The organism is Virgisporangium aurantiacum, from assembly GCF_016863635.1.
GTDB classification, from domain to species: domain Bacteria; phylum Actinomycetota; class Actinomycetes; order Mycobacteriales; family Micromonosporaceae; genus Virgisporangium; species Virgisporangium aurantiacum.
Genome location: NZ_BOPG01000072.1, coordinates 110,438 through 133,764 on the forward strand (window position 1 = coordinate 110,438; position 23,327 = coordinate 133,764).

Here is a 23,327-nt window from a genome sequence, read left to right on the forward strand (position 1 = left end):
TTATGCGCGGCGCCGGTAGGCCCACACCGCGAGCGGCGCGAACACCGCGACGATCCCGGCCGACCACATCAACGTCTGCAGGACCGGCGTGGCCACCGGCCCACCGAGCATGAGGCCACGGGCGGCCTCCATCACGTCGGCGACCGGGTTGATCTTGACCCAGGCCTGCAGCCAGCCCGGCAGCGTGTCGGTCGGCACCATCATGTTCGTGCCGAACGTCAGCGGGAACAGCACCAGGAACGCGGTGCCCTGAACGGCACCCGGCTCCCGCATCAGCATGCCGACCAGCACGAAGACCCAGGTGACCGCGAACGCGAACAGCATCGTCAGCAACGCGGCCGCGATCGTCGACAATGGGTTGGTGCCGATCCGGAAGCCGATCGCATAGCCGAACCCGATCAGCACCACGATCGACACCACGAACCGGATCATGTCGCCGAGCACGGAGCCGATCAGCGGCGCCGACCGGGCGATCGGCAGGCTCCGGAACCGGTCGAACACGCCCTTCTTGATGTCCGTGTTCAGGCTGACGCCGGTGGAGATGCTCGCGAACATCACCGTCTGCACCATGATCGCCGGCAGCAGGAACTGCAGGTACGCGTGTTGCGATCCGGAGACCGCCCCACCCAGCAGGTACACGAAGATCACGACGAACATCACCGGCTGGAGCGTGACGTCGAGCAGCTGCTCCGGCGTACGGAGGGTCTTGATCAGGCTGCGCCGGGCGAGCGCCAGGCTGTGCTTGGCCGACCGGAACGGGCTCCGCGCCGGAGGATCCGCCCGGGCCTCGGGCTTTGTGGTCGGTTGGGGTCGGTGGGACGTGATAGTGCTCATGCCGCCATCTCCAGCTCTGTCTGCTTGTGGATAGTGCTCATGCCGCCATCTCCAGTTCTGTCTGCTTGTGGATTGCGCTCATGCCGCCATCTCCAGCTCTGTCTGCTTGTGACCGGTCAGGGTGAAGAAGACCTCGTCGAGGCTGGGCAGCCGGAGCGCCAACTCGACGACGCCGATGCCCGCCTCGTCCAGCCGCCGGACCACGGCGGTGAACGCCATGTCCCCCTCGACCGGCACCGTCAGCACCCCGCGCATCGGCGACTCGGGCTCCGCCCCGGACACGGCCCGCAGGATGTCCATCGTGTCGCCCAACCTGGCCGGATCGGTCGGCCGCACGACCACCGTCTGCGCCCCGGCAAGGCTCTTGAGCTGTGCCGGAGTGCCGTGCGCGATAACCTTCCCGTGGTCGATCACCGAGATCTCGTCGGCCAGCGCGTCGGCCTCCTCCAGGTACTGCGTGGTGAGCAGAACCGTCGACCCCTCGGCGACGAGGGACCGCACCACGCCCCACATGTCCTCACGCTTGGCCGGGTCGAGCCCGGTGGTCGGCTCGTCCAGGTAGATGACGTCGGGCCGCCCGACGAGGCTGGCCGCCAGGTCGAGCCGCCGACGCATGCCGCCCGAGTACGTCTTGGCCGGCCGGTTGGCCGCCTCGGTCAGGTCGAACCAGGCCAGCAGCTCCACTGAGCGCGCGCGGGCGTCCCGCCGCGACATGTCGAGCAGCTCACCGATCAGCACCAGGTTCTGGGTGCCGGTCAGATCCTCGTCGACCGAGGCGTACTGCCCCGTCAACCCGATCACCCGGCGCACCTTGCCCGGATCCTTCAGCACGTCGTACCCGGCGACCGTCGCCGTGCCGGCGTCCGGCCGCAGCAGCGTCGCCAGGATGCGCACCGCCGTGGTCTTGCCGGCACCGTTGGGACCCAGCACGCCGAGCACCATGCCCGGCCGGGCGGCCAGGTCGATCCCGGCCAGAGCGGTGGTCGACCCGTACCGCTTGACGAGGCCTTCAGCCGTGAAGGCGAATTCCAGCGAACTCATGCCACCGAGACTGGCAAGAGGGGCTGGCATGCCGCGCACATGCCGCTGTCACAGCGATGCCAGCGCCCTCAGCGCGCCCGGTCGGGTTTGGCGGGTCAGAGCAGGCCGGCGAGTTTGTAGAGCACGAGGGACCCGGCCACCGCCACGTTCAGCGAGTGGCCGGTTCCCACCATCGGGATCTCCACGACCGAGTCGAGCAGGGGAAGCGCTTCCGGCGGGATGCCCTCGGACTCGTTGCCGAGCACCATCACGGTCCTCTTGCGGGCGGCCGGCAGGTCGCCGAGGCGGACGGCGTCGTCGGCCAGTTCGACACCGACCACCGCCGAACCACCCGCCCGCTGCGCGGTGAGCCAGTCGACCGGCCGGTTCAGCCAGTGCACGCACGACCGGTGCCGCAACGTGTTGCCGCGGGCCAGTGCCTCAGTGACCCACGGCCGGCGGGGAACGGCGAGGCACGCACCGACCGCGTCACAGGTACGCAGGAGCGTGCCGAGGTTCGCGTCGTATTTGGGCCACAGCGGTGCGGCCATCAGATGGTTCCAGCAGCGGTGCGGACGTCGCCGTCGCTGCGTCTTCAACTCGGCCCGGGTCCGGACCCACGTCCCGGCGGTCATGCGGTGACGGGGCGGAGCCCCTTTCCGTCGTTGCTATGCATCATCACAGGGTACGTCGTGCTCCTTCCTCCGTGGTGGTCAGTTGTGCTCCAGCGCTACATGCGGGAGCTTGCGGGCGATCTTGGGCAGGTACCACGCTTGCCGGCCGAGGATGTACATCACGCCGGGCAGGATCAGGCACCGGATTACCAGCGCGTCGACCAGGACCGCCACGGCCAGCCCGAGCCCGAACTGCTGCAGCATGCGGTCGGGGCTGAACAGGAACGCCCCGAACACCACGATCATGATCGCGGCGGCCGCCGTCACCACCTTGCCCGTGGTTGCCAGCCCTTCCCGGACGGCCGCCGACGCGTCGCCGCGCCGCATCCACTCCTCGTGCATCCGGGCGAGCAGGAACACCTCATAGTCCATCGACAGCCCGAACACGATCGCGAAGATCATCACGGGTACGTATGCCTCGATCGGTCCTGGTGGCACCCCGAACATGCCCTCCTGGAACACCAGCGTGATCACACCCATCGCGGCCGCGACGCTGAGCAGGTTCAGCACGGCGGCCTTGATCGGAATGAGCACCGACCGGAACACCACCAGGAGCAGCAGCATCGAGACGCCGACGATCACCAGCACGAACAGGGGCAGCCGGCTCGCCACCGCGTCGGAGTAGTCGACGACGGCGGCGGTGCTGCCGCCCACGAGGAGCGTGGCACCGGTCTGCGCCTCGACCGGTGGGAGCACGTCGGTACGCAGGCGGTTCACCAGTTCGCCCGTCGCCCCGTCCTGCGGCTTCGACTCGGGCAGCACGATCAGCATGCTCACACCGTCGCCGACCTGCGGGACGACCGCCGCGACTCCGTCTGCTCGACCGAGCGCCTCCTGTGCCGCACGCGCCGCGGCCGCGTCGCCACCCTCGACCACGACCACAAGCGGTCCGTTGTATCCCGGGCCGAAGCCCTCGGCGAGCAGGTCGTACGCCTGCCGACTGGTGGACCCGGGCGCGTCGTTTCCGGCGTCGGCGAAGCCCAGTTGGAGGTTCAGCGCGGGCGCGGCGAGCGCCAAGATGGCCAGTGCCGGGACGATCACCGCGAGCCACCGCCGGCGCTCGACGGCGTTGGCCAGCCGTCGCCATCCGTCACCGTCGGGACGCCGACCGCGCGCCTGCCGCTTCTCCGCCCGACGCCGCACCGACCTCTCGATCCGCGCGCCGAACAGCGCGAGGAGAGCCGGCAACAGGGTGAGCGCGGCGAACATCGTCATCAGCACGGTGAGCGCCATCGCCACCGCTACGCCCTGCAGCGAGCCGAGGCCGAGCAGCACCAGCCCGAGCAGCGCCACGATCACCGTGCACCCGGCGAAGAAGACCGTGCGGCCCGCCGTGTCGAGCGCCCGGGAAACGGCCCGGTCCCGTGGCATCCCCTCGATCAGCTCGGACCGGAAGCGGGAGAACACCAGTAACGCATAGTCGATGCCGACGCCGAGGCCGACGAGGATCATCAGCGGAGCGGTGAAGTCGGCCACCGTGGCGACGTGCGACGCCAGCACGGTGAGCCCGAGCGCGGTACCGACCGCGAACACGGCGATCACGATGGGCAGGCTCGCGGCGAGCAGCGACCCGAACAGCAGCACCAGGATGACGAGAGCGGCCATGAGGCCGATCCCTTCGGCGGCGCCACCCTCGCTCTCCTCGGCGTTGCGTACCGCATCACCGCTCAGTTCGACGCGCAGCCCGTCGCCCTCCGCCGCCTGGGCGGTACTGATCAGATCACGCACCGCGGGCGCCGGTACCTGCTCGGCCGAACCGTCGAGCGTCACGGTGGCATAACCGATCGTGCCGTCGGCCGACACCGCGACGAACGGACCCGCGACCGCCGCGACGTGCGGCAACCCGCGCACCGCCACGAGCATCCCCTCGACCTTGGACCGCGTGCCGCTCTGATCGAGGCCGCCCCCGCTCTGCATGACGATCTGCACGGTGGCGCCGGCCTGCGCGGGTGACTCCCGTTGCAGCACCTCCAGCGCACGCTGGGAATCGGTGCCCGGCAGGGAGAAGTCGTTGCGGTAGTCGTCGCCCAGCACCTGCGATCCGACCGTGACGCCGGCCAGCGCGACCACCCACAGCACCAGCGCGATCCAGCGCCGCCGGTAGGCCCACCCGGCCATTCGCTCGAACACGCTGGGCCGTGCAGTGGCCCGTCCCTCGAGTGTTGCGGTCATGGCGGCGACGCTAGAAATCGGAACCGCTCGGCGACAATCGCCCCACGGAGGGGTCCTGTCGTACCCCCGTGGGGGGACGGCAGATGCCTCCACGGGGCGATCCGGCGCGGCGGTCCCGGCGCCTACCCTGGACCGCATGAAATGGCGTGGCCCGGTACTCGACGCGATGGCGGCAGCCGTCGCGACCGTCGTCACGCTCGCGATTCTTTCCGAGGGCGGGCTCGGCACGGCCGACCAGGGCTACCACGTGCTCGACGAGGCGGGCCTCCTGCTCGCCATGCTCACCGGTGTGCCGCTCGTCGTGGCGCGGCGCTGGCCGGCAGCGGTGTTCACGGTCGTGTCGGTGGCGAGCATCGTCCTGTTGCACATGAGGTACCCGCTCGACATTCCGCTCGGTCCCCTCTACGCGGCGTACGTTCTCGTGCTCGCGTGGGGCGGGGCCGGAACGTTGCGCCGCACCGTGTCGGCCGTTGCCGTGGTCGCGTACGTGCCGCTGGTCATGGTCACGCTCAGTTTGAGAGGCGTCGACATCTGGGCGGTGTTCACCGAACTGAGTACGTGGGAGCTGGCCATGACCGGGATGTGGTTCGCGGCCGAACGCACCAGGCTGCGCCAGGCCGCACTCGACGCGGCCGAGGAACGCGTCCGGCGGAGTGAGCGCGAGGCGGAGCGCGAGAACCGGCTGGCCGCCGCCGAGGAACGCACCCGTATCGCCCGTGAACTGCACGATTCGGCCGGGCACGCCATCAACGTCATCCTGGTGCAGGCCGGCGCGGCGCGCCTGCTGCACACGCGTGACCCCGAGGCGTCGCTGCGGGCCATCGGGACGGTGGAGGAGGTTGCCCGCGCCACGATCGTCGACATCGACAGGATGGTGCACGCGCTGCGGACCGAAGACGTCGAGCCGGTCCCGGCCGATCCGGCTGCGCTCCGGGAACTCCTTGAGCATCACCGGCGTTCCGGGCTCCAACTGGCCACCACGTTCGGCGGCGAGCAGCGGTCGTTGCCGCGGAGCGTCGCGTGGGCCGCGTACCGGATCCTGCAGGAGGCGCTCACCAACGCGACGCGCCACGGTAACGGCAGTGCGGCGGTCGAGGTCGAATACGGGACGCATGCGATGGAGATCGCGGTGTCCAATCGAACGGCAGCCAACGGCGCGAACGCTGGCAGAAGAAGCGAAGGCACGAACGGCAGCAACGGCAGCAACGGCAACGGAGCGAGCGCCGGCGGCGGCAACACCGGCAACCTCAGCGGAGCGAACGGCGATACCGGGACCGGCGGCACCGGCGGCGGCGCGAACGACACCCCACTCGGCGACCGGCCGAACGGCGGCCACGGGCTCATCGGTATGCGGGAACGCGCAACCCTCCTCGGCGGCACATTCGCGACCGCAACCGAGGCGGGAACGTTCCAGGTCCGAGTGCAGCTGCCGTACGACGCAACAGCCCGGGCAACCCGATGACACCGCTACCGGTGCTGCTCGTCGACGACGACGGGCTCATGCGGGCCGGGTTGCGGGCCGTCCTGTCGACCGATGACCGGTTGTTGGTGGTCGGGGAGGCGGCCGATGGGCGGGAGGCGATCGCCGCCACGCGGCGGTTGGGGCCGCGGGTGGTGCTCATGGACGTCCGGATGCCCGACATGGACGGCATCGCGGCCACCCGGGAGATCGTGCGGGTGGCACCCGAGGCGCGGGTGCTGATGCTCACCACGTTCTCCGACGACGACTACGTGCTCGGAGCGCTTCGGGCGGGCGCCTCCGGGTTCATGCTCAAGCGCACCCAGCCGGAGGAGCTGATCGCGGCCATCCACACGATCGCGGGCGGGGAGTCGCTGCTGTCGCCGACGGTTACCACCACGGTGATCGACCGGTTGGCGCGGGAGCCGGAACCGGATCCGGCGGTGAGTCGCCGGCTGCGGCTGTTGACGCCGCGCGAGCGCGACGTGCTCCTGCTGATCGCGCGGGGGCTCACCAACGCGGAGATCGCGGCCTCGCTGCAGGTGGAGGAGTCCACGATCAAGACGCACGTGAAGCGGATCCTGTCGAAGCTCAATTTGCGAGACCGGGTTCAGGCGGTCATCTTCGTCTATGAATCCGGGCTGGTGCGGGCGGGCGAGGCCCATCCTCCGGTCGCGGCGCGCGAGGCTCATCCGCGGATCTAGGCCGCGCGAGACCCGACTGTGCGCGGTCACTCATATGTTCGTCGCCTCGCAAGTCACAGCAAACTCACAGGAGACGAACGTGCAGGTCAGGGGTGTTTGTGTCATCGACCGTACGGGCGTACGTGTTAGTGTGCCTTGGTGTCCGAAGGTTGTAGTACCGGGCCGCTGACGCAGCGGCCATACATACGCACATGTTGATTCTCGTCGGCCTCGTCCTGATTGTCGTTCTGACGGCCGCCACCGGATACTTCGTCGCGCAGGAGTTTGCGTACGTTGCTGTCGATCGGGGGCGCCTGCGGGCGGCGGCAGAGAAGGGCGACAAGGCCTCGGAACGCGCCCTCTCCGTCACATCGCGGTTGTCTTTCATGCTGTCCGGGGCACAGCTCGGCATTACGGTCACAGCACTGGTCGTCGGCTATGTCGCGGAGCCGTATCTGGGGCAGGGGCTCGCCGATCTGTTGGGTCTCACGGGTGCGAACGAAGCGTTGTCGGTACTGGCGGCGTTGTTGTTCGCCACGATCGTCCAGATGGTGCTCGGTGAGCTCGCACCGAAGAACCTCGCGATCGCCCGGCCCGAGGCGCTCGCGCGGTCGCTGTCGCGGTCGACGCTCGTCTACCTCGCGGTGGCGGGTCCGCTGATCCGGTTGTTCGACGCCACGTCGAATCGCCTGCTGCGGCGGGTCGGCATCGAGCCGGTCGAAGAGCTGCCGCAGGGTGCGACCCGGGAGGACCTCGACCGCATCATCGCCACCTCGCACGCCGAGGGCCTGCTCGACCCCGACACGTCGCGGCTGCTCGACCACGGGCTCGACTTCCGGACCCGCACCGCCGGCGAGGTGATGGTGCCGCGCGTCGACGTCGTCACGATCCGGGCGACCGCGCCGGCGGTCAAGGTGGTGGAGCTGCTCGACACCGGCCACACGCGGTTTCCGGTGACCGGTGACGCGGTCGACGACGTGCTGGGCATCGTCGCCGTGGCCGACGTCGTCGAACTGGAACCGGGAGAACGCCAGGAAAAAACCGTGGAGCAACTGGCGAAGCCCGCGGTGCTCGTCCCCGAGACTTTGCCACTGCCGGCGGTGCTGGAGGCGCTCCGCGCGGAGCACCGCCAACTCGCCTGCGTCATCGACGAGTTCGGCGGTTTCGCCGGTGTGATCAGCCTGGAGGATATCGCCGAGGAACTGGTCGGCGAGATCCGCGACGAGGACGACCCGGCCGAGCCGACGGCCGAACGGATCGACGACAACCAGTGGCTCGTGCCCGCCCGCTGGCGGCTCGACGAGGTCGACGATGCCACCGGCATCGCCCTGCCCGACAGCCACCTTTACGAGACGCTGTCCGGCCTGGTGCTGCAACGCCTCGGCCGCACGGCGGAACCGGGCGACGAGCTCACCGTCGACCTGCCGCCCGAAGACGGAACCGGCGAGCAGTTGAAGGTCACCCTGCGGGTGGAAACCGTCCGGAGACACGTCCCGGAACGGGTGAGGATCCAGAAATGAGCACCGGCTGGTCCCTGACCGTATCCCTCGTACTCCTGGTATTGAACGCGTTCTTCGTGGCGGCCGAGTTCGCGCTCGTCGCGTCGAAGCGACACCGGCTGGAACGGGCCGCCGCCAGCGGAAGCCGGGCCGCGCGCTCGGCGCTGGCCGGGGTCCGCGAGCTGTCGATGATGCTCGCCGGCGCCCAACTCGGAATCACGCTCTGCACACTCGGCCTGGGCGCGCTCGCGAAACCCACCGTCGCGCACCTGCTCGAGCCCGCGTTCGAAGCGACCGGCCTGCCGGAAAGCGCCGCATACGTCGTGTCGTTCATTCTCGCCGTTACCGTGGTGGGTTTCCTGCACGTCGTGCTCGGTGAGATGGCACCGAAGTCATGGGCGATCAGCCATCCGGAGACGTCGGCGCTGCTGCTCGCCGTCCCGTTCCGGTCGTTCACGTGGCTCACCCGCCCGGCCCTGGTCGCGCTCAACGGGCTGGCCAACGCGTGCCTGCGGCTGGTGAAGGTCGAGCCGCAGGACGAACTCGCCCAGGCGCACGGTCCCGAGGAGTTGCGGATGCTCATCGAGTCCTCGCGGGAACACGGCACGCTCGGGCGCATCGAGCACGACCTGCTCACGGCGATGCTCGGGCTGCAGAAAACCACCGTCCGCCAGGTGATGACACCGGCCGCCGACATCGTCACGGTCCGCGCGGGCGCCGCGGCCCGCGAGGTGGAAAAGGTCAGTCATAAGGCGGGACGCTCGCGCATCGCCGTCGTCGAGGAAAAGGCGCTCGTTGGCATCGTCCATATCCGGGACGCCGTGCGCGCGACCACGTCCGGTCGCGCCGCGACCGCGGCCGACCTGATGGCGTCTCCGCTCCGGGTCTCCGCCGACCTGCCGGTGGCCGGCGCCGTCCGCGCGATGCGCGAGCATCGCGTGCAGATCGCGGTCGCCGTCGGCGTCGATGACGACGACGTGGTCGGCATCGTCGCGCTGGAGGACCTTCTCGAGGAGATCATCGGCGAGTTCGACGACGAGACCGACCCGGCGCCGGCGGCCGTGGCGAAAAGCCGTTGAGGTCAAGCGAATATCGCGATTGCCCACAACGCCCAACTTGTACTTTCGGCTGAGAGTCAAAACGGGCGCTTACACTGAGGTCGGATGCAGTGGGTGGGTTAAAACGGGAGGCGTGACAGTTATGACGGCTTCCGTTCCGCGCGGTGCAGAATCGTGGACCCTCGACGATCTCTTCGACCTACCCAACGACGGCAACCGGTACGAGCTCATCGAGGGGAGACTGCTGGTGAGCCCGGCACCGGCGCGACCACACTTCCGAGCGGCGACCCGCCTGCACAGGCTGCTGCTCCGCGCCGCGCCCGAGTACCTGGCCGTCGGCCAGAACGCCGGTCTCGTCGACGGCCCGAAGAAGCAGACATACTTCATTCCCGACCTCGTCGTCGTTCCCGACTCTGTACTCGACCTCGACGGGCCGGCGCTCCTTCCGGCGGTAACGCTGCTCGCGGTGGAGATACTGTCGCCCGACAGCGCCTCCACCGACGACGTGACCAAGCGGTACTGGTACGCCCGGTTGGGCATCCCGCAGTACTGGATCGTCGACCCGAAGGGCCGGCAGCTTGCCGTCATGCTGCTCCGCACCGACCGTCCGCAGTACCGCGACGCGGTGGTGGTGCGGGCCGGCGAGACATGGCAGACCGATACCCCGTTCCCGATCGAACTCGACCCGGCCGCGTTCTGCTGACGGCGGGGCGGCACGGAACCTAACGGCGGGACGGCACAGAACCTAACGACGGGGCGGCACCGCAACACGCATAAGGTCTTCCGCCACCACAACCGTGCCGCCGAACACCGCCGATGCCTCCGCCATGAACAGCGACGGGTCCTGGTACCGCTGCGAGAAGTGGGTCAGCACGAGCGTCCGCACACCGCACTTCTCCGCGACGGCGGCGGCCTGCCGCGCGGTCATGTGACCGTACTCGGCGGCGATGCCAGCCTCGGTGTCGAGGAACGTCGACTCGATCACCAGCATGTCGACGCCGTCGGCGAGCGCGTACACCGCGTCGCACAGCCGGGTGTCCATCACGAACGCGAACCGCTGGCCGGGCCGCACCGTGCTCACGTCGTCGAGGTCGACGTCGCCGAGCGAACCGTCGCGTTGCAGCCGGCCGATGTCCGGGCCGGCGATGCCACGCTCCGCCAACAGCGACGGGAGCATGCGGCGGCCGTCGGGTTCCACCAGGCGGTAGCCGAACGCCTCGGCCCCGTGGTCGAGCCGCATCGCCGAGAACGTGCCGAACTCACCGGTGGCGATCACACCGTCACTTGTCAGCGGCTCCTCGTGCAGGTCGACGGTCTCGTAGAACGGCGTCGAGTACCGCAACCGGGCGAAGAACTCCGCGCCCGACGCGGGATAGTGCGCGACGACGCGATGCGGAACGCGGTCGAGGTTCAGCCGGAGCACCACACCCGGCACACCCAGGCAGTGGTCGCCATGAAAGTGCGTGAGGCACAGGCGGGTGATGTCGGACGCCGACACACCCGCGAAAGCCATCTGCCGCTGCGTCCCCTCGCCGGGGTCGAACAGTAAACCCTCGTCGTCCCACCGCAACAGGTAACCGTTGTGGTTCCGGACCCGGGTCGGCGCCTGGCTGGCGGTTCCTAGTACGACAAGCTCCCGTGGTGCCACAAACCGACCATAACTTCGGGGCCAACGGGTTTACCGCAAGGTCCACATGTCGCAGCCGTTGCGGGGACGCCGTGAACTGACACTGGTCAGTAGCATGCACGGCATGTCCTCCCGAGCCCGGCGCGCAGACAACGATGCGCAGCAGTCCGACCGCGATGCGTGGCGGGCCGAGCTCGACACCCAGTTGACGGGCGAAGACCGTCCGGTGGACGCAGAGCGCACCGGCGAGATCCCGCGCCAGCGCCAACCGGATGAGTCGGAAAAGTCCGAAAGCGCCGGCAACGGCGCCGGACGCGGGTTCGGACGCACCATCCACGAGACCGAGACCGACAGCGAGACCGAAGACGACGAGGCGGCACCTCCGCCCCGCCGGCGGAAGCGGCGCACCCGGCGCGTCGTGCTGATCTCGCTGCTCGTCCTGCTGTTGCTCGTCGGTGGCGGCGTCACGGCCGGTGCGCTGTACCTGCGGTCGGTCGAGAACGACGTCGATCGCGTCGACGCGTTCGAGGAGGTGCCGGTCGAGTCGCGGCCCGACAAGGTCGAGGCGGCCAAGGAGGCGTTGAACTTCCTCGTTCTCGGCAGCGACACCCGCGACCCCGAGAGCACCGGCGGGTCGCGCACCGACACCATCATCGTGGCGCATCTCACGCACGACCGGTCGAGCGCACAGCTCATCTCGATCCCGCGTGACACGTGGGTGCACATCCCGAAGTCCGCCGACGGCAAGAACGGCAACACCAACGCGAAAATCAACGCCGCGTTCGCCTGGGGTGGCATTCCGTTGATGGTGCAGACCGTCGAGGCGTACACCGGGGTACGTATCGACCACGTGGTCGTGGTCGACTTCGCCGGGTTCAAGGAGATCATCGACGCGCTGGGCGGCATCGAGATCAACGTCGAAGAGTCGTTCACCTCGACGCACTCGCTCACCGAACCGAACGGCCGTCGCCATTTCGAGGCGGGTCTCCAGACGATGGACGGCACCACCGCCCTCGACTACGCCCGCGAGCGGTACGTGTTCTCCGATGGCGACTTCGCCCGCATCCGGCACCAGCAGCAGGTGATCAAGGCGATCCTCGACAAGGCGTCGTCGGGTGGCCTGCTCACCAACCCCGGCCGGCTGAACTCGTTCCTGCGGGCCACCGCCGACGCGGTCGCCGTCGACCAGACGCTCAGCATCCTGAACATGGCCTCCGAACTGCGTCACCTGCGCAGCGGCAACCTGACGTTCGGCACCAGCCCGTCGAAGGGCACCGACATGATCGGCGACCAGAGCGTCGTGGTGCCCGACACCGACAAGGCCAAGGCGCTGTTCGACGCCGTCCGCCGCGACGCGACAGCGGAAATTGCCGCGAGCCTCTGAGACCCGGCGGCTACCATCCGCGCCGCGCTGCGATCCGCCCCTTTTGGGTGGTAGGAACCGAGGCCGATACGGTTGCCGTCCACCCGTCGACAGACTGGCGGAGTGACACGGGGCAAAAAGCTGTTCGAGGGCGTCAGCCACATTCTTGAAGACGGCGAAACCATCCAGCACGTCGTCGACGGAGCGTACGAGGTCGACGGAAGGTCCGCCCGGCACGGCCTGGTCGTAGCCACCGACCGGCGCCTGCTGCTGTACGCGCTGTCCATCTACGGCAAGCACGAGGTCGACTCGTTCAGCTACGGCTCGATCGCGTCGTTCGAGCAGTCACGCGGCCTCATGGGCGGCTCGATGTCCTTCGCCACGGCCGACACCCGGGCCACCGTCAAGTTGATCCCGCCCGGCTCCACCTTCACCCGGTTCTGCACCTGGCTGCACGCCCGGATCGCCCCGACCCCGACCCCGGTGCAGGCCCAGGCGTAGGGCGGCGGTGCTCCCGTTGATTGATCAGACCCGCGGAAACCCCAGGCCCGGATATGCCGACGCAGGTCAACCTGGCCATCGGTACACTACGGACTCGCGCCCTCGTAGCTCAGGGGATAGAGCAACGGTTTCCTAACACGGTGACACGATCTTGGTGGTACGCCGCTGACCTAGGGCTTTGGCGTTTGCGATCTCCATTTTCCGGTCGCAAGCAGGGGGTTGTGTGTTCGATGGGTACACCATCAATCTCTATCGATGCTGTGTCCGGCTGACCTGCGGGCATGCGGGGCGATATGGCGCGCGGCCAGTCGGTGCGCCCACACCAGGGGGCCGGTCGGGAGTGGTTCGGCACGCGCGACGTCGTTGACGTTTCGCGCCGCGGACTGGGTTGCCAGGCACGATGCAGCGCGATAATGCGCTGCCACGGGACCGTGACGCTGGGACAGCCGGGTAGGTCGTACGCCGGTAGGTCAAGCGCGGCGGTGGCTGGGCCGACCGCCTGTGGGCAGACAACGAGTTCGGCGTGGTCGAGAGTGTTGGGCTCGCCTGCGGCGATGATCAGGACTGGTCGCGCCTCGATCGCTGCGCCCGACCAGTCTCGGGCATCGTCAACCCCGGCCGCGCGCTGCCTCCCCGGCCGCTATCGAGATGACGATCGCGCTGGCTGGAGGACGTCTTCGGTGACGTCTACGAATCCGAACTGCTGAGCCATGTAAAGGACGGCTTGCCGGATCAGCGCCTGTCGCGCGGATCGATCGAGGCGCGGGGGCGCCGTGACGGTAACGGACATCGTGGAGAGCGAACCACGGTCGCTGCGACCGAGCGGGCTCAGGTCGATGTAGGTGTCGAGCGTTGGCGCACCACCGGCGCCGTTCTGATCGAAGCGGCGTTCCGCGCTGACATGAAGTTCGACCGTCGGAGGAGCCACCCAGATCGTTTGGCGTTCGGTTCCCGCGACCACGGCGCACAGCGTCTCGGTGGCAGTTTGCCAGGCCACCATGAGTAGGTCGATCAGCTCGTAGATCGACAACCGCATGTCGGTGGCGGCCGTCGCGGCGGCCGCGGTCAAGGCGTTGGTCCATGCCGGGAGGTTCTCGATGCGCAACTCGGCGCACGTGACAACCGACGAGTTCATCGCGTTGGGCAGAGCCGTCATCACTTCTGCGGACAACGCAACCTGATCACCTGGCTTGGTGATCCTCGACGAGTAGCTGAACGCGTCGAGGGCATTGCGGTTGGGCCCGCGGACCCAATGAGCCGGAGTGAGCGCCGCACCCCGGCTCTGGCACAACGCGCTGATCTGCGCCACGAACTCGCTGACCGGCAGCGCTTGCTCGAGGTCGCGTCGGCGGGTCGGGGTGATCTGAAGTTCGCGGGCATCGGCCCGGGGCAGGACAGCCAAAGCCCGGATCCGCAGTTGCTGAGCAGCACGGTCGGCGGTCCAGTAGCCGGAGGCGTGGCTCATGGTGATGTCGAAGCGCGGTTCGGGCTCCCACCGCCAGTCATTGCTGGTGGCATCGCGGGCCAGGTGTCCGCGCCCCAACAGGCCACCTGCCAAGTCGACGCGGGTTGCCTGGGTGTCGATCCGGGCCGTCGTCGCCGCGTCAGGGGCGGGAAAACCCAACGCGCTCAGCCCGTCTCCGTTCGGTACTCCGGCGCCGGCGGCCTGCAGTGCTTGCCACACCTCGCCAGCAATGGCCAAGGGCCGCTGGTGAGGCAGGGCGCAGAGCACTCAGCCGAACAACGACTGGTGCGACTCGAAGACCTGGATGACGCCAGGGCCCTCCTCGTGGACGGGTGTCGCCGGGTCGCCGATCCAAAGCCCGTCGGCTGTCAGCTCGTTCCAGGCCCGCTGGAACGAGCCTCTCCACCCGGGCACACCTACGCCGATCTCATAGCGGGGAACGGCGCGGGCCGGAGGTTCGGGTGGGTGGCCTGTACCACGCCGAGGTGCCGGAGCGGTCGGAGGCGCCGGTGCGACGGACTTCTTTCGAGGGCCAGACGCGTACGCCTTGTCGTAGCCCTCCCGCCAGCCTCTCTTGTCGATCGCCTCCGGGGGCAGCGGCTGACGCCGTGCCTTGGCATAGCTCACGCAGGCGTCGACGAACGCCTCCACGGTCACCCATCTGAGTCCCCCGTGACCGCGCACGACGCCGGCCAGCGTCGACCGGGCGACGCTGTGCCCGCTGCGGTCAGAGTGCTCCTTCAGGTTGTCCGCGGTGGGGCCGCCCGCCTTCACGTGCAAATCGCGCAGCAGGTCCCTCACCGCTTCCGCTCCCTCCGTACCCGCGCGACGCGCTCCGGTCGGGCACCGCGGGATCCATTGTCCAGCACGTCCAGAACTGGATGAGGCTGGACGGTTCCGACGCGAGCCTGGATCGCATCCAGTTCAACGCAACGAGGAGGTCGGTATGGATTGCGATCCGTGTCGGTGTGCATGAGCGCCCCGTGCAGGCTGCCGCGGGTCCGCTGCGCGGCGGACAGGGCATCGTGGACGAGTTCGGTGCGCATGTGATCGGCGATCGCCCACCCGGCCAGCCGGCGGGAGTGCAGGTCGATCACCGTTGCCAGATAAAGGAATCCGCACTCACCGACGGGGAGGTAGGTCGCCGACGTAGCGCTCGTTCGGTGCCGGGGCGGTGAAGTCCCGACCGATCAGATCGGTACAAGATCGGAGCCGTTACTTGTTGGTGGTGACGTACTGCGCGACCCGTGTTGCTGTGGATGCAGCGATGAATGCGGAAAAGACCGCCGCGGCGAGCCCCGCGACCTGCAGCGCATCGAGGGACCAGGTGGCGCTCTTCAGGTAGACCGTCGCGAATGCGCCTGCCGCGCCTACAACGCCAAGGCCGCACGTCAGGATGCCTTCTGGTTCGAACAGCCATGCCGGCCAGTCGAGCAACTTCGGCCACGTGTCTGCGCTGCGTACCACGAGCAGCCACGCCCACCACATGGCCGCGATCACAGTCAGCACCCCAATGTCCACGACAATTGGCCAACGCGGCTCCGCCAGCGTGATGGTAAACGGGATATCGATTCGAGATACCCGCGGATCGACGATGCTGACGGTCCCCTCATACGTTCCTGGATCGCCGAGCGGTTCACCCCCTGCGCGATCGGCGCACAGGGTCAGCCGTACCCGACCGTCACGAAACTCCGCCTGAACGGACATCATCCGCCGCTCCAGCTCCGCGTCGTCGCTCCGGAGGAAGGGGTCGAAGTCGGCCGCCAGTTGGGCGTACGCGTTGAGCTTGTCGGCATCCTGCGCCGACACATCGAATTGGAGCGTCCGACTCCGCGTCGAAACAGACCGGCCGAAGGCGAGACTGGTCTTCTGCGACGGACGTAGCTTGAGCTCCACTGGATCAGTTTGCGATGGAGGCGCGGTTGAATCGGGCTCGCCGAGAAGCGTCGATTGCGGACACGCTGTCGAGTTCGGACTCGGTGGAGGCGAGTTCGTGGTACTGGCAGAGGACGGTGAAGCGCTCGGTGAGGGCGGTAGGGAGCGTGAAGGCGGCGGGGATGTCGCCGATGGAACCGTTGCGGGCTCCATCTCGTTCGCTCGGTCCGGTCCGCCCAGCGTAGACCGACCGATGAGCAACGGGCCAGCGAGCGCGAGAACTGCGAGGCAGACCGCAATACCCGCCCTGAGCCACTTGATCTTGGGAGGAATAGCCGGCGGGTTCTGCGTCATGGCAGTGGCCTTCCGGTGACCCAACGGTGATCAGGCTTCCGCCTACTTCGAGGCAGCGGCTGGGAATTTGCTGTGAGTCGGAGTGCCACGCTGCTTCCACACCGCGGCGCTGTCGGTGCGGTCCATTCTGTACCGATTGGATTCATGTCAGGTCCCTGGTCAGGCTGGCTAGGACGGGCAGCAGAGTGGTCACTCCGGCAGGCAGGCGCCGGCTTGGAGCAGTACGCCTCGATAGGGACCACCCTGCGTAGGGTGCACGCGACGTCGCCTAGGCCCAGCACCTGCGGATCGCCCGCGATCAACTGATCGCCGAGGCTGCCAACAGATCGAACACCCTGCACGGCGCCGGATTGGGCGCCTTCACAAACTTCAGGAGAGCGTCTGCCGAAGTCGGCCGCTATTCGCGGCGGTATAGTTCGAAGTTCATCTGCGCGGCCACCTCACCGGAGCCGCCGCGCGCGAAGGCCTCGTAAACATCCGATGTGACGGCGGTGAGCAGCGGCGGCAACTCCGGCAGAGGGGGCGGCATCTCGGCCAGCCGGTAGGTACTCGTGGCCACTGCGTTTGGGCCAATGAATGGATTGGCCCATCTAATGTAGAAGCGCTCGTCGAACTGCACCTGTGGGCCGACTCTGTAGAGAATATTCCCAATGGATCCAGTCATAAAGCCGTTATCTTGATGGCCGAACACTTGGAATGTGTTTGCTTCAACATACTGGTCCGGTGGCACCGCGTATCCACCGGAGTCGTGGCCCTCGCTCACAATCTCCAGGCGCTGGTCGGTGCGGTTCTTCACCGTGATTACGCAACTTCTTGCACCATCGAGAAACTTGCCAACGGTCTCAATGCCCTGAACGAATTCCTTCGCGGCTGTGACTGCACCTACGATAGCAACGATGGACATGATGGCCTCCAAACTGTGAGAGTCAATGTGTGCCGAGGTGGGACGAGATGACCCACAGGATGTCTGTTCTGTTGACCGAGATAGACCAGCCTCGGCCAACGACCGCAACTCATCCCGGGTGGCATCGGGCCTTCGACGCGTTACGCGCGCGGTGTTCCACCTAGACGCTTTACTGCGGCGCCTCGTCGTCGTGTTATCGCTTCGCCGAGCCAAGATCAATACAGCGGTTCGATCGGATCGCTTGGTCAGCGTGGACTCGATGACGACGCAGTGCGGTTGTCCGTTGATCGGCTCGTATCCGGTCTGTCGAGTTGCTCGGCCGTCACTGCGATCTCCTTTCTGTTGCGCTACCCAGCACCTAGATGGATCCGCCGATCGCCGGGTTGTATCGATCTCCATACGGTGCCTATGTCCCGCCGGGTCGGTGACCATGGCTGGGATTGCGAATAGTGTGACCAGCGGATGCCGAACAAATCTTTCGAGCGTCTTGAATCGGCAGGTCACACCCGGTATCCAGGACATAGCAGTCCCCGGTCCGGCCTGAGGTGGTCGCAATGCGGCTGGAGTTTCGAGTACTCGGCGAGGTGCAGGCGCATGCCGGGGGCGGGTTGGTCGAGGTTGGAAATGCCCGCCAGTGGTGTGTGCTGGCCGCTCTCCTCGTCGACGCCAACCGCCCGGTCCCGCTTGACCAGTTGATCCACCGGGCGTGGGGCGACCGGGTGCCGTAGCGTGCCCGCAGCGCCGCGCACACCTACCTGTCCCGGCTGCGGCGGATCCTGGCGGCGGCCGATGTCGTCATCAACCGGCGCCACGGTGGGTATGTGCTCGTAGTCGACCCGGAGGCAGTCGACCTACACCAGCTTGTGCGGTTGGCTGGGCAGGCGCGGACGGCCCGCAGCGACGCGGTCGCGCTCCGGTTGTGGGAGCAGGCGCTGGCGTTGTGGCGGGGGGAGGCGTTCGCGGGCCTGGACAGCGAGTGGTTGGCCGCTGTGCGTACCGACCTTGACCAGCGGCGGTGGGCCGCCATGCTCGACCGCAACGACCTCGCCTTACGCCAGGGCCGCCACGGCGCGCTGTTGGCTGAACTGACCGCTGCCGCGGCCGCTTGCCCGCTCGACGAACGCCTGGCCGAACAACTCATGCTCGCCCTCTACCGGTGCGGCCGCCAGGGCGAGGCCCTCACCCATTTCGACCGGACCCGGCGGCTGCTGGTCGAGGATCTCGGCATCGACCCCAGCCCACCACTGCGGGACGTGCACCGGCAGATCCTGACCAATGACCCTGCGCTGCACGCACCCGCGGCCGTCGACACCGTCGAAACCTCGGCACCGGGTGACGAGCCCGCCGACCCCTCCAGAGTCGCCGCCGGCCGGTGCCCGACGCAGCTGCCGGCCGACGTTTCGGCATTCACCGGCCGGGTCGAGGAACTGTCCCACCTCGACGCGCTGCTGCACGCCGCTCGAAGTCGCGAACATCGCGACTCCGCCGAGGCGGCCGCGGTGGTGATCTCGGCGGTGTCCGGTACCGCCGGGGTCGGCAAGACCGGCCTCGCGGTGCGGTGGCGCACCGGGTCCGGGACATGTTCCCAGACGGGCAGCTGTACGTGAACCTGCGCGGCTACGACCCGCAACAGCCGCTGTCGCCGGGCGACGCGCTGGCGGGTTTCCTGATGGCGCTGGGCGTGCGCGGGCACGACATTCCTCTGGATGTGGACGGCCGTGCCGCGCTCTACCGCACCGAGCTTTCCGGGCGGCGCATGCTGCTGTTGCTCGACAACGCCGGCAGCGCCGAGCAGGTCCGGCCGTTGCTGCCTGGCACGCCGACCTGCCTGGTCGTGGTGACCAGCCGCGACTCGCTGGCCGGCCTGGTCGCGGTGCACGGCGCGCGGCGGCTGAATCTCGACCTTCTCCCGACAGCGGATGCGGCTGCCCTGCTCCGCCAGCTCATCGGCGGCCGAGCCGACGCCGTCGCCGCACCTTCGACACCGCCCGCCAGCAGCTCATAGCCGGCGTGCAGAACGTTCGAGACCGGTGACCAACCGGCGCTGACCCGATACCCGAAGCCTGCGCGGCCGGATCGCGGCCAGATCCGTGTGGCCCCTGCCGCCGAGGATCATGCATAGTTATGCACGTGCCGTGGATCGAAGGCGATGGCGGTGATCAGTATGACGAGCCGTCAGGCGCGATGGCTCTGGGTCGGATAACGGACCGATATCACGTGCGCGTCGCTGAGTCGGAGCCGTGTAACTTTGCGCGAACCTGGTCGGCGTCGGGGTGGTCAAGTTCGTCGAGGACGGCGAGGGCGCGTTGCCAGGCGTCGCGGGCCGCTTCAGGGTCGCTGGTGGTGTAGTGGGTGTCGCCAAGGTGGGCGAGCGTGGTGGCTTCCTCATAGCGGTCGCCGACGCTTCGGAACAGGTCAAGGGCGTGCTGGTAACAGGTGATGGCCTGTTGGTGGTGGCCGAGGTGGTGGTGGGCGTAGCCGAGGCTGTCCCATGTGGCGGCTTGCCCGCCGCGGTTGCCGAGTTCCCGAAGCAGGGTGAGAGCCTGTTGGCAATGGATGAGGGCCTGCTGGTAGTCGCCGAGACGGGCGTGGAACCAGCCGACGTTGTTGAGCGCGCTAGCCTGCCCGGCTCGATTGCCGACGGCCAGAAATAGAGCGAGGGCTCGTTGGCAATGGTGAAGGGCGTCGGCATAACCGTCCCGCCGCTCGTATACCCAGGCGAGGTGGAGGTGGGCATGTCCCTGACCGGTCTGTTCGCCGGTCTGGCCATACAGGTCGAGGGCGCGCCGGAGTTGGCGTTCAGCGTCCTCGTGGCGGCCCAGCCGGGTGTAGGCGCGTGCTAGGTCGAGGTGGGTCCGGGCCTGCGCCGATGGGTCGGCCAATCGGCGTGCGGCCTCAAGTCCGGCGTGCCCGGTTGCCGCCCAATCGTGCCAGTGCCCCAGTCGTTCGAAGTAGGTGGGCAAGGTCCAAGCCAGTTGCCACGCGTGGGTGTACGAGCCGATGGTGACCGCGCAGTCGATGACAGCGAGCAGAACAGCGTGCTCAGCGGTAAACCACGCGAGTGCCTGCCCGTAGTCGCGGAGATCTTCCGGAGTGACCGAGGGCTGGGGTGAGCACAGGCTGATCGGATCCCGAGTCGGGTGGAGCAGCCGGGCAGCGATGTATGCGGTGCGCAGGTAGTGATCCAGCACTCGGTGGATGGCGGCCTGCCGCTCGTTGACGGGCGCGCAGCTGTGGATCTGCTCGGCGGCGTAGGCGCGCAGCAGGTCGTGGAAGTTGTAGCGGCCGGGTTGGTGTTCGTTGACGAGGTGTGCGTGGGTGAGTTCGGCCAGCAGCGGCTGTATCTGCGGTGGGGGCAGGCCGGTAAGGCTGGCCGCCGCGGCCGCGGAGATGTCTGGGCCGGGGTGCATGCCGAGTAGTCGGAAGAGCCGCGCGGCGCCCTCGCTGAGGGTGTGATACGACCACGAGAACACCGCCCTCACGTCGATGGCTGGGTCGGTGTCGGCGAGGACGTTCAGACGGTCACGGGCATGACGCAGTTCGATAGCGAGGGACTGCAGGCGGAAGCGGGGGTTGGTGGCTGCGCGGCCGGCCACGATCGTCAGTGCGAGGGGGAGCCAGGCGCACGAGACGATGATCTCGTTCACCGCGTCGGGTTCGGCGGTCACTCGGCCGGGACCAAGCCGGTGGGTCAGCAGGTCCCGAGCCTCGGTGGTCGAGAGGAGGTCCAGCGCCAGCGGATGAGCGCCGTCGGCGGCGATGAGGCCGGCGAGTCGGTTGCGGCTGGTCACTATCACCGCCGCGGACGGGGTGCCTGGAAGGAGCGGGCGGACCTGTCCTGCGTCTCGGGCGTTGTCCAACACCACGAGTACCCGTTTGTCGGCTAGCAGGCTGCGGTAGAGGCCAGCTTGGGCGTCCAGGCCGGCTGGGATGCGCTGCGGTGGCACATTGAGGGCGTCGAGGAATCCGCGGACCGCCTCGGCCGGCGCCATGACGGCCCCGGCCGGGTCGAAGCCACGCAGGTTGACGTACAGCTGACCGTCGGGAAACCGATGCCGGACCTGGTGGGCCCAGTGCACGGCGAGTGCGGTCTTGCCCACTCCTGCGGTACCGGCCACCGCGGAGATAGCTACTGTGGCGGGAGGTAGTCCGTCGCCCTGGGCTAGAAGCGCGTTGAGATAGGCGAGTTCGCGGGCCCGTCCGGTGAATGACCGCGGCGGTGCGGGCAGCTGCCGCGGCACTGATCGCCCCGCAAGCCCTGGATTGGCAATCGTGACAACCGGCGTTGGCGTGGCCAGTGCCGCATCAGCCTTGAGAATCTGTTGGTAAAGCTGCTGGAGCGGAGGGCTGGGATCAGCACCGAGTTCATCGGCTAGGTGGATTCGAATCTGCTCGTAGAGATTCAGGGCAAGAGCTTGGCGGCCACAGCGATAGTGGGCGAGCATGAGCTGGCCGGCGAGGCGTTCATCGAGTGGATACCTGACCGCGGCAGCGCTCAAGTCGGCTAGAACGAGGCCGTGGTCGCCATGGCGCAGGGCGAGGTCGGCGCGGTCGAGCTGGGCGTCTAGGCGCTGCCCCTCGAGGTCGATGCGGACGGTGTCCAGCCAGGGGGTGTCCAGTGTGGCGAAGGCCTGCCCTCGCCAAAGTTTAAGGGCCTGCTCGAACAGGGCCAGCGCGTCGGTGTCGTTGTCGGACGCCCGGGCCTGAGTGATCAAGTGTCGGAAGCGATGCAGGTCCACGGCCAGCGGGTCGACTGTGAGGACATAGCCGGTTGGCCGCCGTACGATTTCAACGCTCGCGGAGGCCAAGGCCTGGCGAAGACGCGAGAGGTATGTGTAGAGGGCGTTGCGAACTCGCTGCGGTCTTTGGCTGCCCCAGGCCCGTTCAATGAGTTGGTCGACTGATACGGGGTGATTGGCGTCGATGAGTAGCACCGCAAGTACGCACCACTGCCGGGCGTGGCCAATATCGATGAGCCTATCGTCGAAGTTGACCTCGACTTCACCGAGTAGTCGGATCTCCACCCGCATCGCGACCACCTAGAAACTGGCTTGGCTGGAAACGCCGTCTACTCGGCATAGCGCGTGGGACCAGCAAATTCAAGACGTAAGAAAGATTCTTGCGTCATCCGACATCCACGCTCTAGTGAAGCAGCGGCGCGAGTCAGGTCTGGCGATAGGTCAGACTGACCTGATCCAAGGAGATCACTTTGGAAACAACATCGGTCATGCGCGACCACGGAGCCGGATCCGGCACAGCCCAGGAGCCGTCAACAGAAAGGCACTGTTCTGGACGGAGGCAACGATGACCAGGCGTGTCCAGCTGTAGATTGGTTGGGTCCTGACGCCGGGCGTAGCCATTGTGGCCACACTGATAGCCGGTGCCCTGCCCGCATCCGCCCACTCTTCGGCACCGGCCGCCGTGGCTTCAGCTCGCTCCGCCAGTGTTCCGGTGCCGACAGGACCGACGGACCAGTACAACTGCAACTACCAAGAATATGATTACGAGTATCATTCGTACCTATTCGGTGCTCATGTTTGGACCAATACCTGCCTAGTCCAGGACTTCGCGGCGGGAAGTGCCATTGCCAATGAATACGTGCGGAGCCGCCTGCCGTGGTACTTCTACGACTTCGCCCGCATCCAAGCTGCTACTGTGGCCGACCTCGACTACGCCTGCTCCCACCCGAGAGCTCGCATTCAAGTATGGCTCGGGTACATCTATTTGCGGTGTCCGTGAGAAGGCCTGAATCGCAGCCAGAGTGCGGCACAACGCGAACCGTAGAAGCCTGATCAATCAGCTCGCGAACTACGAGACGCCTCCGTCCCGTCACAGGGTC

General features: G+C 67.7%; 20 protein-coding genes and 1 pseudogene. 10 read left to right on the forward strand and 11 right to left on the reverse strand.

The window, feature by feature from the left end; all coding sequences use genetic code 11:
- The 4 genes from Vau01_RS47480 to Vau01_RS47495 form a co-directional block, all read right to left on the reverse strand.
- A complete protein-coding gene (locus Vau01_RS47480; RefSeq protein WP_204007318.1) occupies window positions 1–834 on the reverse strand; it encodes an ABC transporter permease in 834 nt (277 codons plus the stop codon).
- A 78-nt stretch (window positions 835–912) separates the two neighbouring features.
- Window positions 913–1,866 carry an ATP-binding cassette domain-containing protein gene (locus tag Vau01_RS47485; protein WP_239152482.1) on the reverse strand — a complete coding sequence of 318 codons (954 nt, stop codon included), beginning with the start codon at window positions 1,864–1,866 and terminating at the stop codon, window positions 913–915.
- A gap of 104 nt (window positions 1,867–1,970) precedes the next feature.
- Window positions 1,971–2,489, reverse strand: coding sequence for a TrmH family RNA methyltransferase (locus Vau01_RS47490; RefSeq protein ID WP_239152473.1), 519 nt, complete (start codon window positions 2,487–2,489; stop codon window positions 1,971–1,973).
- A 78-nt stretch (window positions 2,490–2,567) separates the two neighbouring features.
- Window positions 2,568–4,700 carry an MMPL family transporter gene (locus Vau01_RS47495; RefSeq protein ID WP_204007322.1) on the reverse strand — a complete coding sequence of 711 codons (2,133 nt, stop codon included), beginning with the start codon at window positions 4,698–4,700 and terminating at the stop codon, window positions 2,568–2,570.
- A gap of 136 nt (window positions 4,701–4,836) precedes the next feature.
- Between Vau01_RS47495 and Vau01_RS47500 the strand changes: the two genes are divergently transcribed.
- The 5 genes from Vau01_RS47500 to Vau01_RS47520 all read left to right on the forward strand — a co-directional run bounded on the left by Vau01_RS47500 (window position 4,837) and on the right by Vau01_RS47520 (window position 10,102).
- Window positions 4,837–6,162, forward strand: a complete 1,326-nt coding sequence (locus tag Vau01_RS47500; RefSeq protein WP_204007325.1) for a sensor histidine kinase — start codon at window positions 4,837–4,839, stop codon at window positions 6,160–6,162.
- Complete coding sequence (locus Vau01_RS47505; protein WP_204007326.1) at window positions 6,159–6,863, forward strand: response regulator; 705 nt, start codon at window positions 6,159–6,161, stop codon at window positions 6,861–6,863. Before Vau01_RS47500 ends, Vau01_RS47505 begins: the two co-directional genes overlap by 4 nt.
- 191 nt (window positions 6,864–7,054) lie before the next feature.
- Window positions 7,055–8,362: a hemolysin family protein gene (locus Vau01_RS47510; RefSeq protein ID WP_204007328.1), complete on the forward strand. Its 1,308-nt coding sequence runs from the start codon at window positions 7,055–7,057 to the stop codon at window positions 8,360–8,362.
- Window positions 8,359–9,420, forward strand: coding sequence for a hemolysin family protein (locus Vau01_RS47515; protein ID WP_204007330.1), 1,062 nt, complete (start codon window positions 8,359–8,361; stop codon window positions 9,418–9,420). Before Vau01_RS47510 ends, Vau01_RS47515 begins: the two co-directional genes overlap by 4 nt.
- A gap of 121 nt (window positions 9,421–9,541) precedes the next feature.
- Window positions 9,542–10,102 carry a Uma2 family endonuclease gene (locus Vau01_RS47520; protein ID WP_204007332.1) on the forward strand — a complete coding sequence of 187 codons (561 nt, stop codon included), beginning with the start codon at window positions 9,542–9,544 and terminating at the stop codon, window positions 10,100–10,102.
- Window positions 10,103–10,144: 42 nt separating this feature from the next.
- Here the strand turns inward: Vau01_RS47520 and Vau01_RS47525 are convergent, their stop codons facing one another.
- Window positions 10,145–11,047 carry a ribonuclease Z gene (locus Vau01_RS47525; protein WP_204007334.1) on the reverse strand — a complete coding sequence of 301 codons (903 nt, stop codon included), beginning with the start codon at window positions 11,045–11,047 and terminating at the stop codon, window positions 10,145–10,147.
- 103 nt (window positions 11,048–11,150) lie between these two features.
- Here Vau01_RS47525 and Vau01_RS47530 point away from each other — a divergent pair, with 103 nt between their 5' ends.
- Both Vau01_RS47530 and Vau01_RS47535 read left to right on the forward strand, forming a co-directional pair.
- Window positions 11,151–12,410: an LCP family protein gene (locus Vau01_RS47530; protein WP_204007336.1), complete on the forward strand. Its 1,260-nt coding sequence runs from the start codon at window positions 11,151–11,153 to the stop codon at window positions 12,408–12,410.
- A gap of 102 nt (window positions 12,411–12,512) precedes the next feature.
- The gene (locus tag Vau01_RS47535) at window positions 12,513–12,890 is read left to right on the forward strand and encodes a PH domain-containing protein (RefSeq protein ID WP_204007338.1); all 378 of its coding nucleotides are present in this window, start codon (window positions 12,513–12,515) and stop codon (window positions 12,888–12,890) included.
- A gap of 640 nt (window positions 12,891–13,530) precedes the next feature.
- Here the strand turns inward: Vau01_RS47535 and Vau01_RS47540 are convergent.
- From Vau01_RS47540 to Vau01_RS47560, 5 genes and pseudogenes are all read right to left on the reverse strand, one after another.
- Window positions 13,531–14,592 (reverse strand): hypothetical protein, encoded by a 1,062-nt coding sequence (locus Vau01_RS47540; RefSeq protein ID WP_204007339.1) that lies wholly within the window; start codon window positions 14,590–14,592, stop codon window positions 13,531–13,533.
- 30 nt (window positions 14,593–14,622) lie between these two features.
- Complete coding sequence (locus tag Vau01_RS47545) at window positions 14,623–15,156, reverse strand: hypothetical protein (RefSeq protein WP_204007341.1); 534 nt, start codon at window positions 15,154–15,156, stop codon at window positions 14,623–14,625.
- A 161-nt stretch (window positions 15,157–15,317) separates the two neighbouring features.
- Window positions 15,318–15,552, reverse strand: a pseudogene (locus tag Vau01_RS47550) (DDE-type integrase/transposase/recombinase); the annotation flags it as partial.
- 18 nt (window positions 15,553–15,570) lie between these two features.
- Entirely contained in the window at window positions 15,571–16,251 is a 681-nt protein-coding gene (locus Vau01_RS47555; RefSeq protein WP_204007343.1) for a hypothetical protein, read from the reverse strand.
- A gap of 730 nt (window positions 16,252–16,981) precedes the next feature.
- On the reverse strand, window positions 16,982–17,488 hold the full coding sequence (locus tag Vau01_RS47560; RefSeq protein ID WP_204007345.1) for a hypothetical protein: 507 nt from the start codon (window positions 17,486–17,488) through the stop codon (window positions 16,982–16,984).
- A gap of 554 nt (window positions 17,489–18,042) precedes the next feature.
- Here Vau01_RS47560 and Vau01_RS47565 point away from each other — a divergent pair.
- The 3 genes from Vau01_RS47565 (at window position 18,043) to Vau01_RS47575 (ending at window position 19,493) form a co-directional block, all read left to right on the forward strand.
- Window positions 18,043–18,216, forward strand: coding sequence for an AfsR/SARP family transcriptional regulator (locus Vau01_RS47565; RefSeq protein ID WP_204007347.1), 174 nt, complete (start codon window positions 18,043–18,045; stop codon window positions 18,214–18,216).
- Between the two features lie 93 nt (window positions 18,217–18,309).
- On the forward strand, window positions 18,310–19,095 hold the full coding sequence (locus Vau01_RS47570) for an AfsR/SARP family transcriptional regulator (protein WP_204007349.1): 786 nt from the start codon (window positions 18,310–18,312) through the stop codon (window positions 19,093–19,095).
- Entirely contained in the window at window positions 19,068–19,493 is a 426-nt protein-coding gene (locus tag Vau01_RS47575; RefSeq protein ID WP_204007351.1) for a hypothetical protein, read from the forward strand. The genes Vau01_RS47570 and Vau01_RS47575 overlap by 28 nt, the downstream gene beginning before the upstream one ends.
- A 208-nt stretch (window positions 19,494–19,701) precedes the next feature.
- On the opposite strand, the gene Vau01_RS47580 is transcribed toward Vau01_RS47575, so the two are convergent.
- The gene (locus Vau01_RS47580) at window positions 19,702–22,518 is read right to left on the reverse strand and encodes an AfsR/SARP family transcriptional regulator (protein ID WP_204007353.1); all 2,817 of its coding nucleotides are present in this window, start codon (window positions 22,516–22,518) and stop codon (window positions 19,702–19,704) included.
- Window positions 22,519–23,327: the final 809 nt, after the last annotated feature.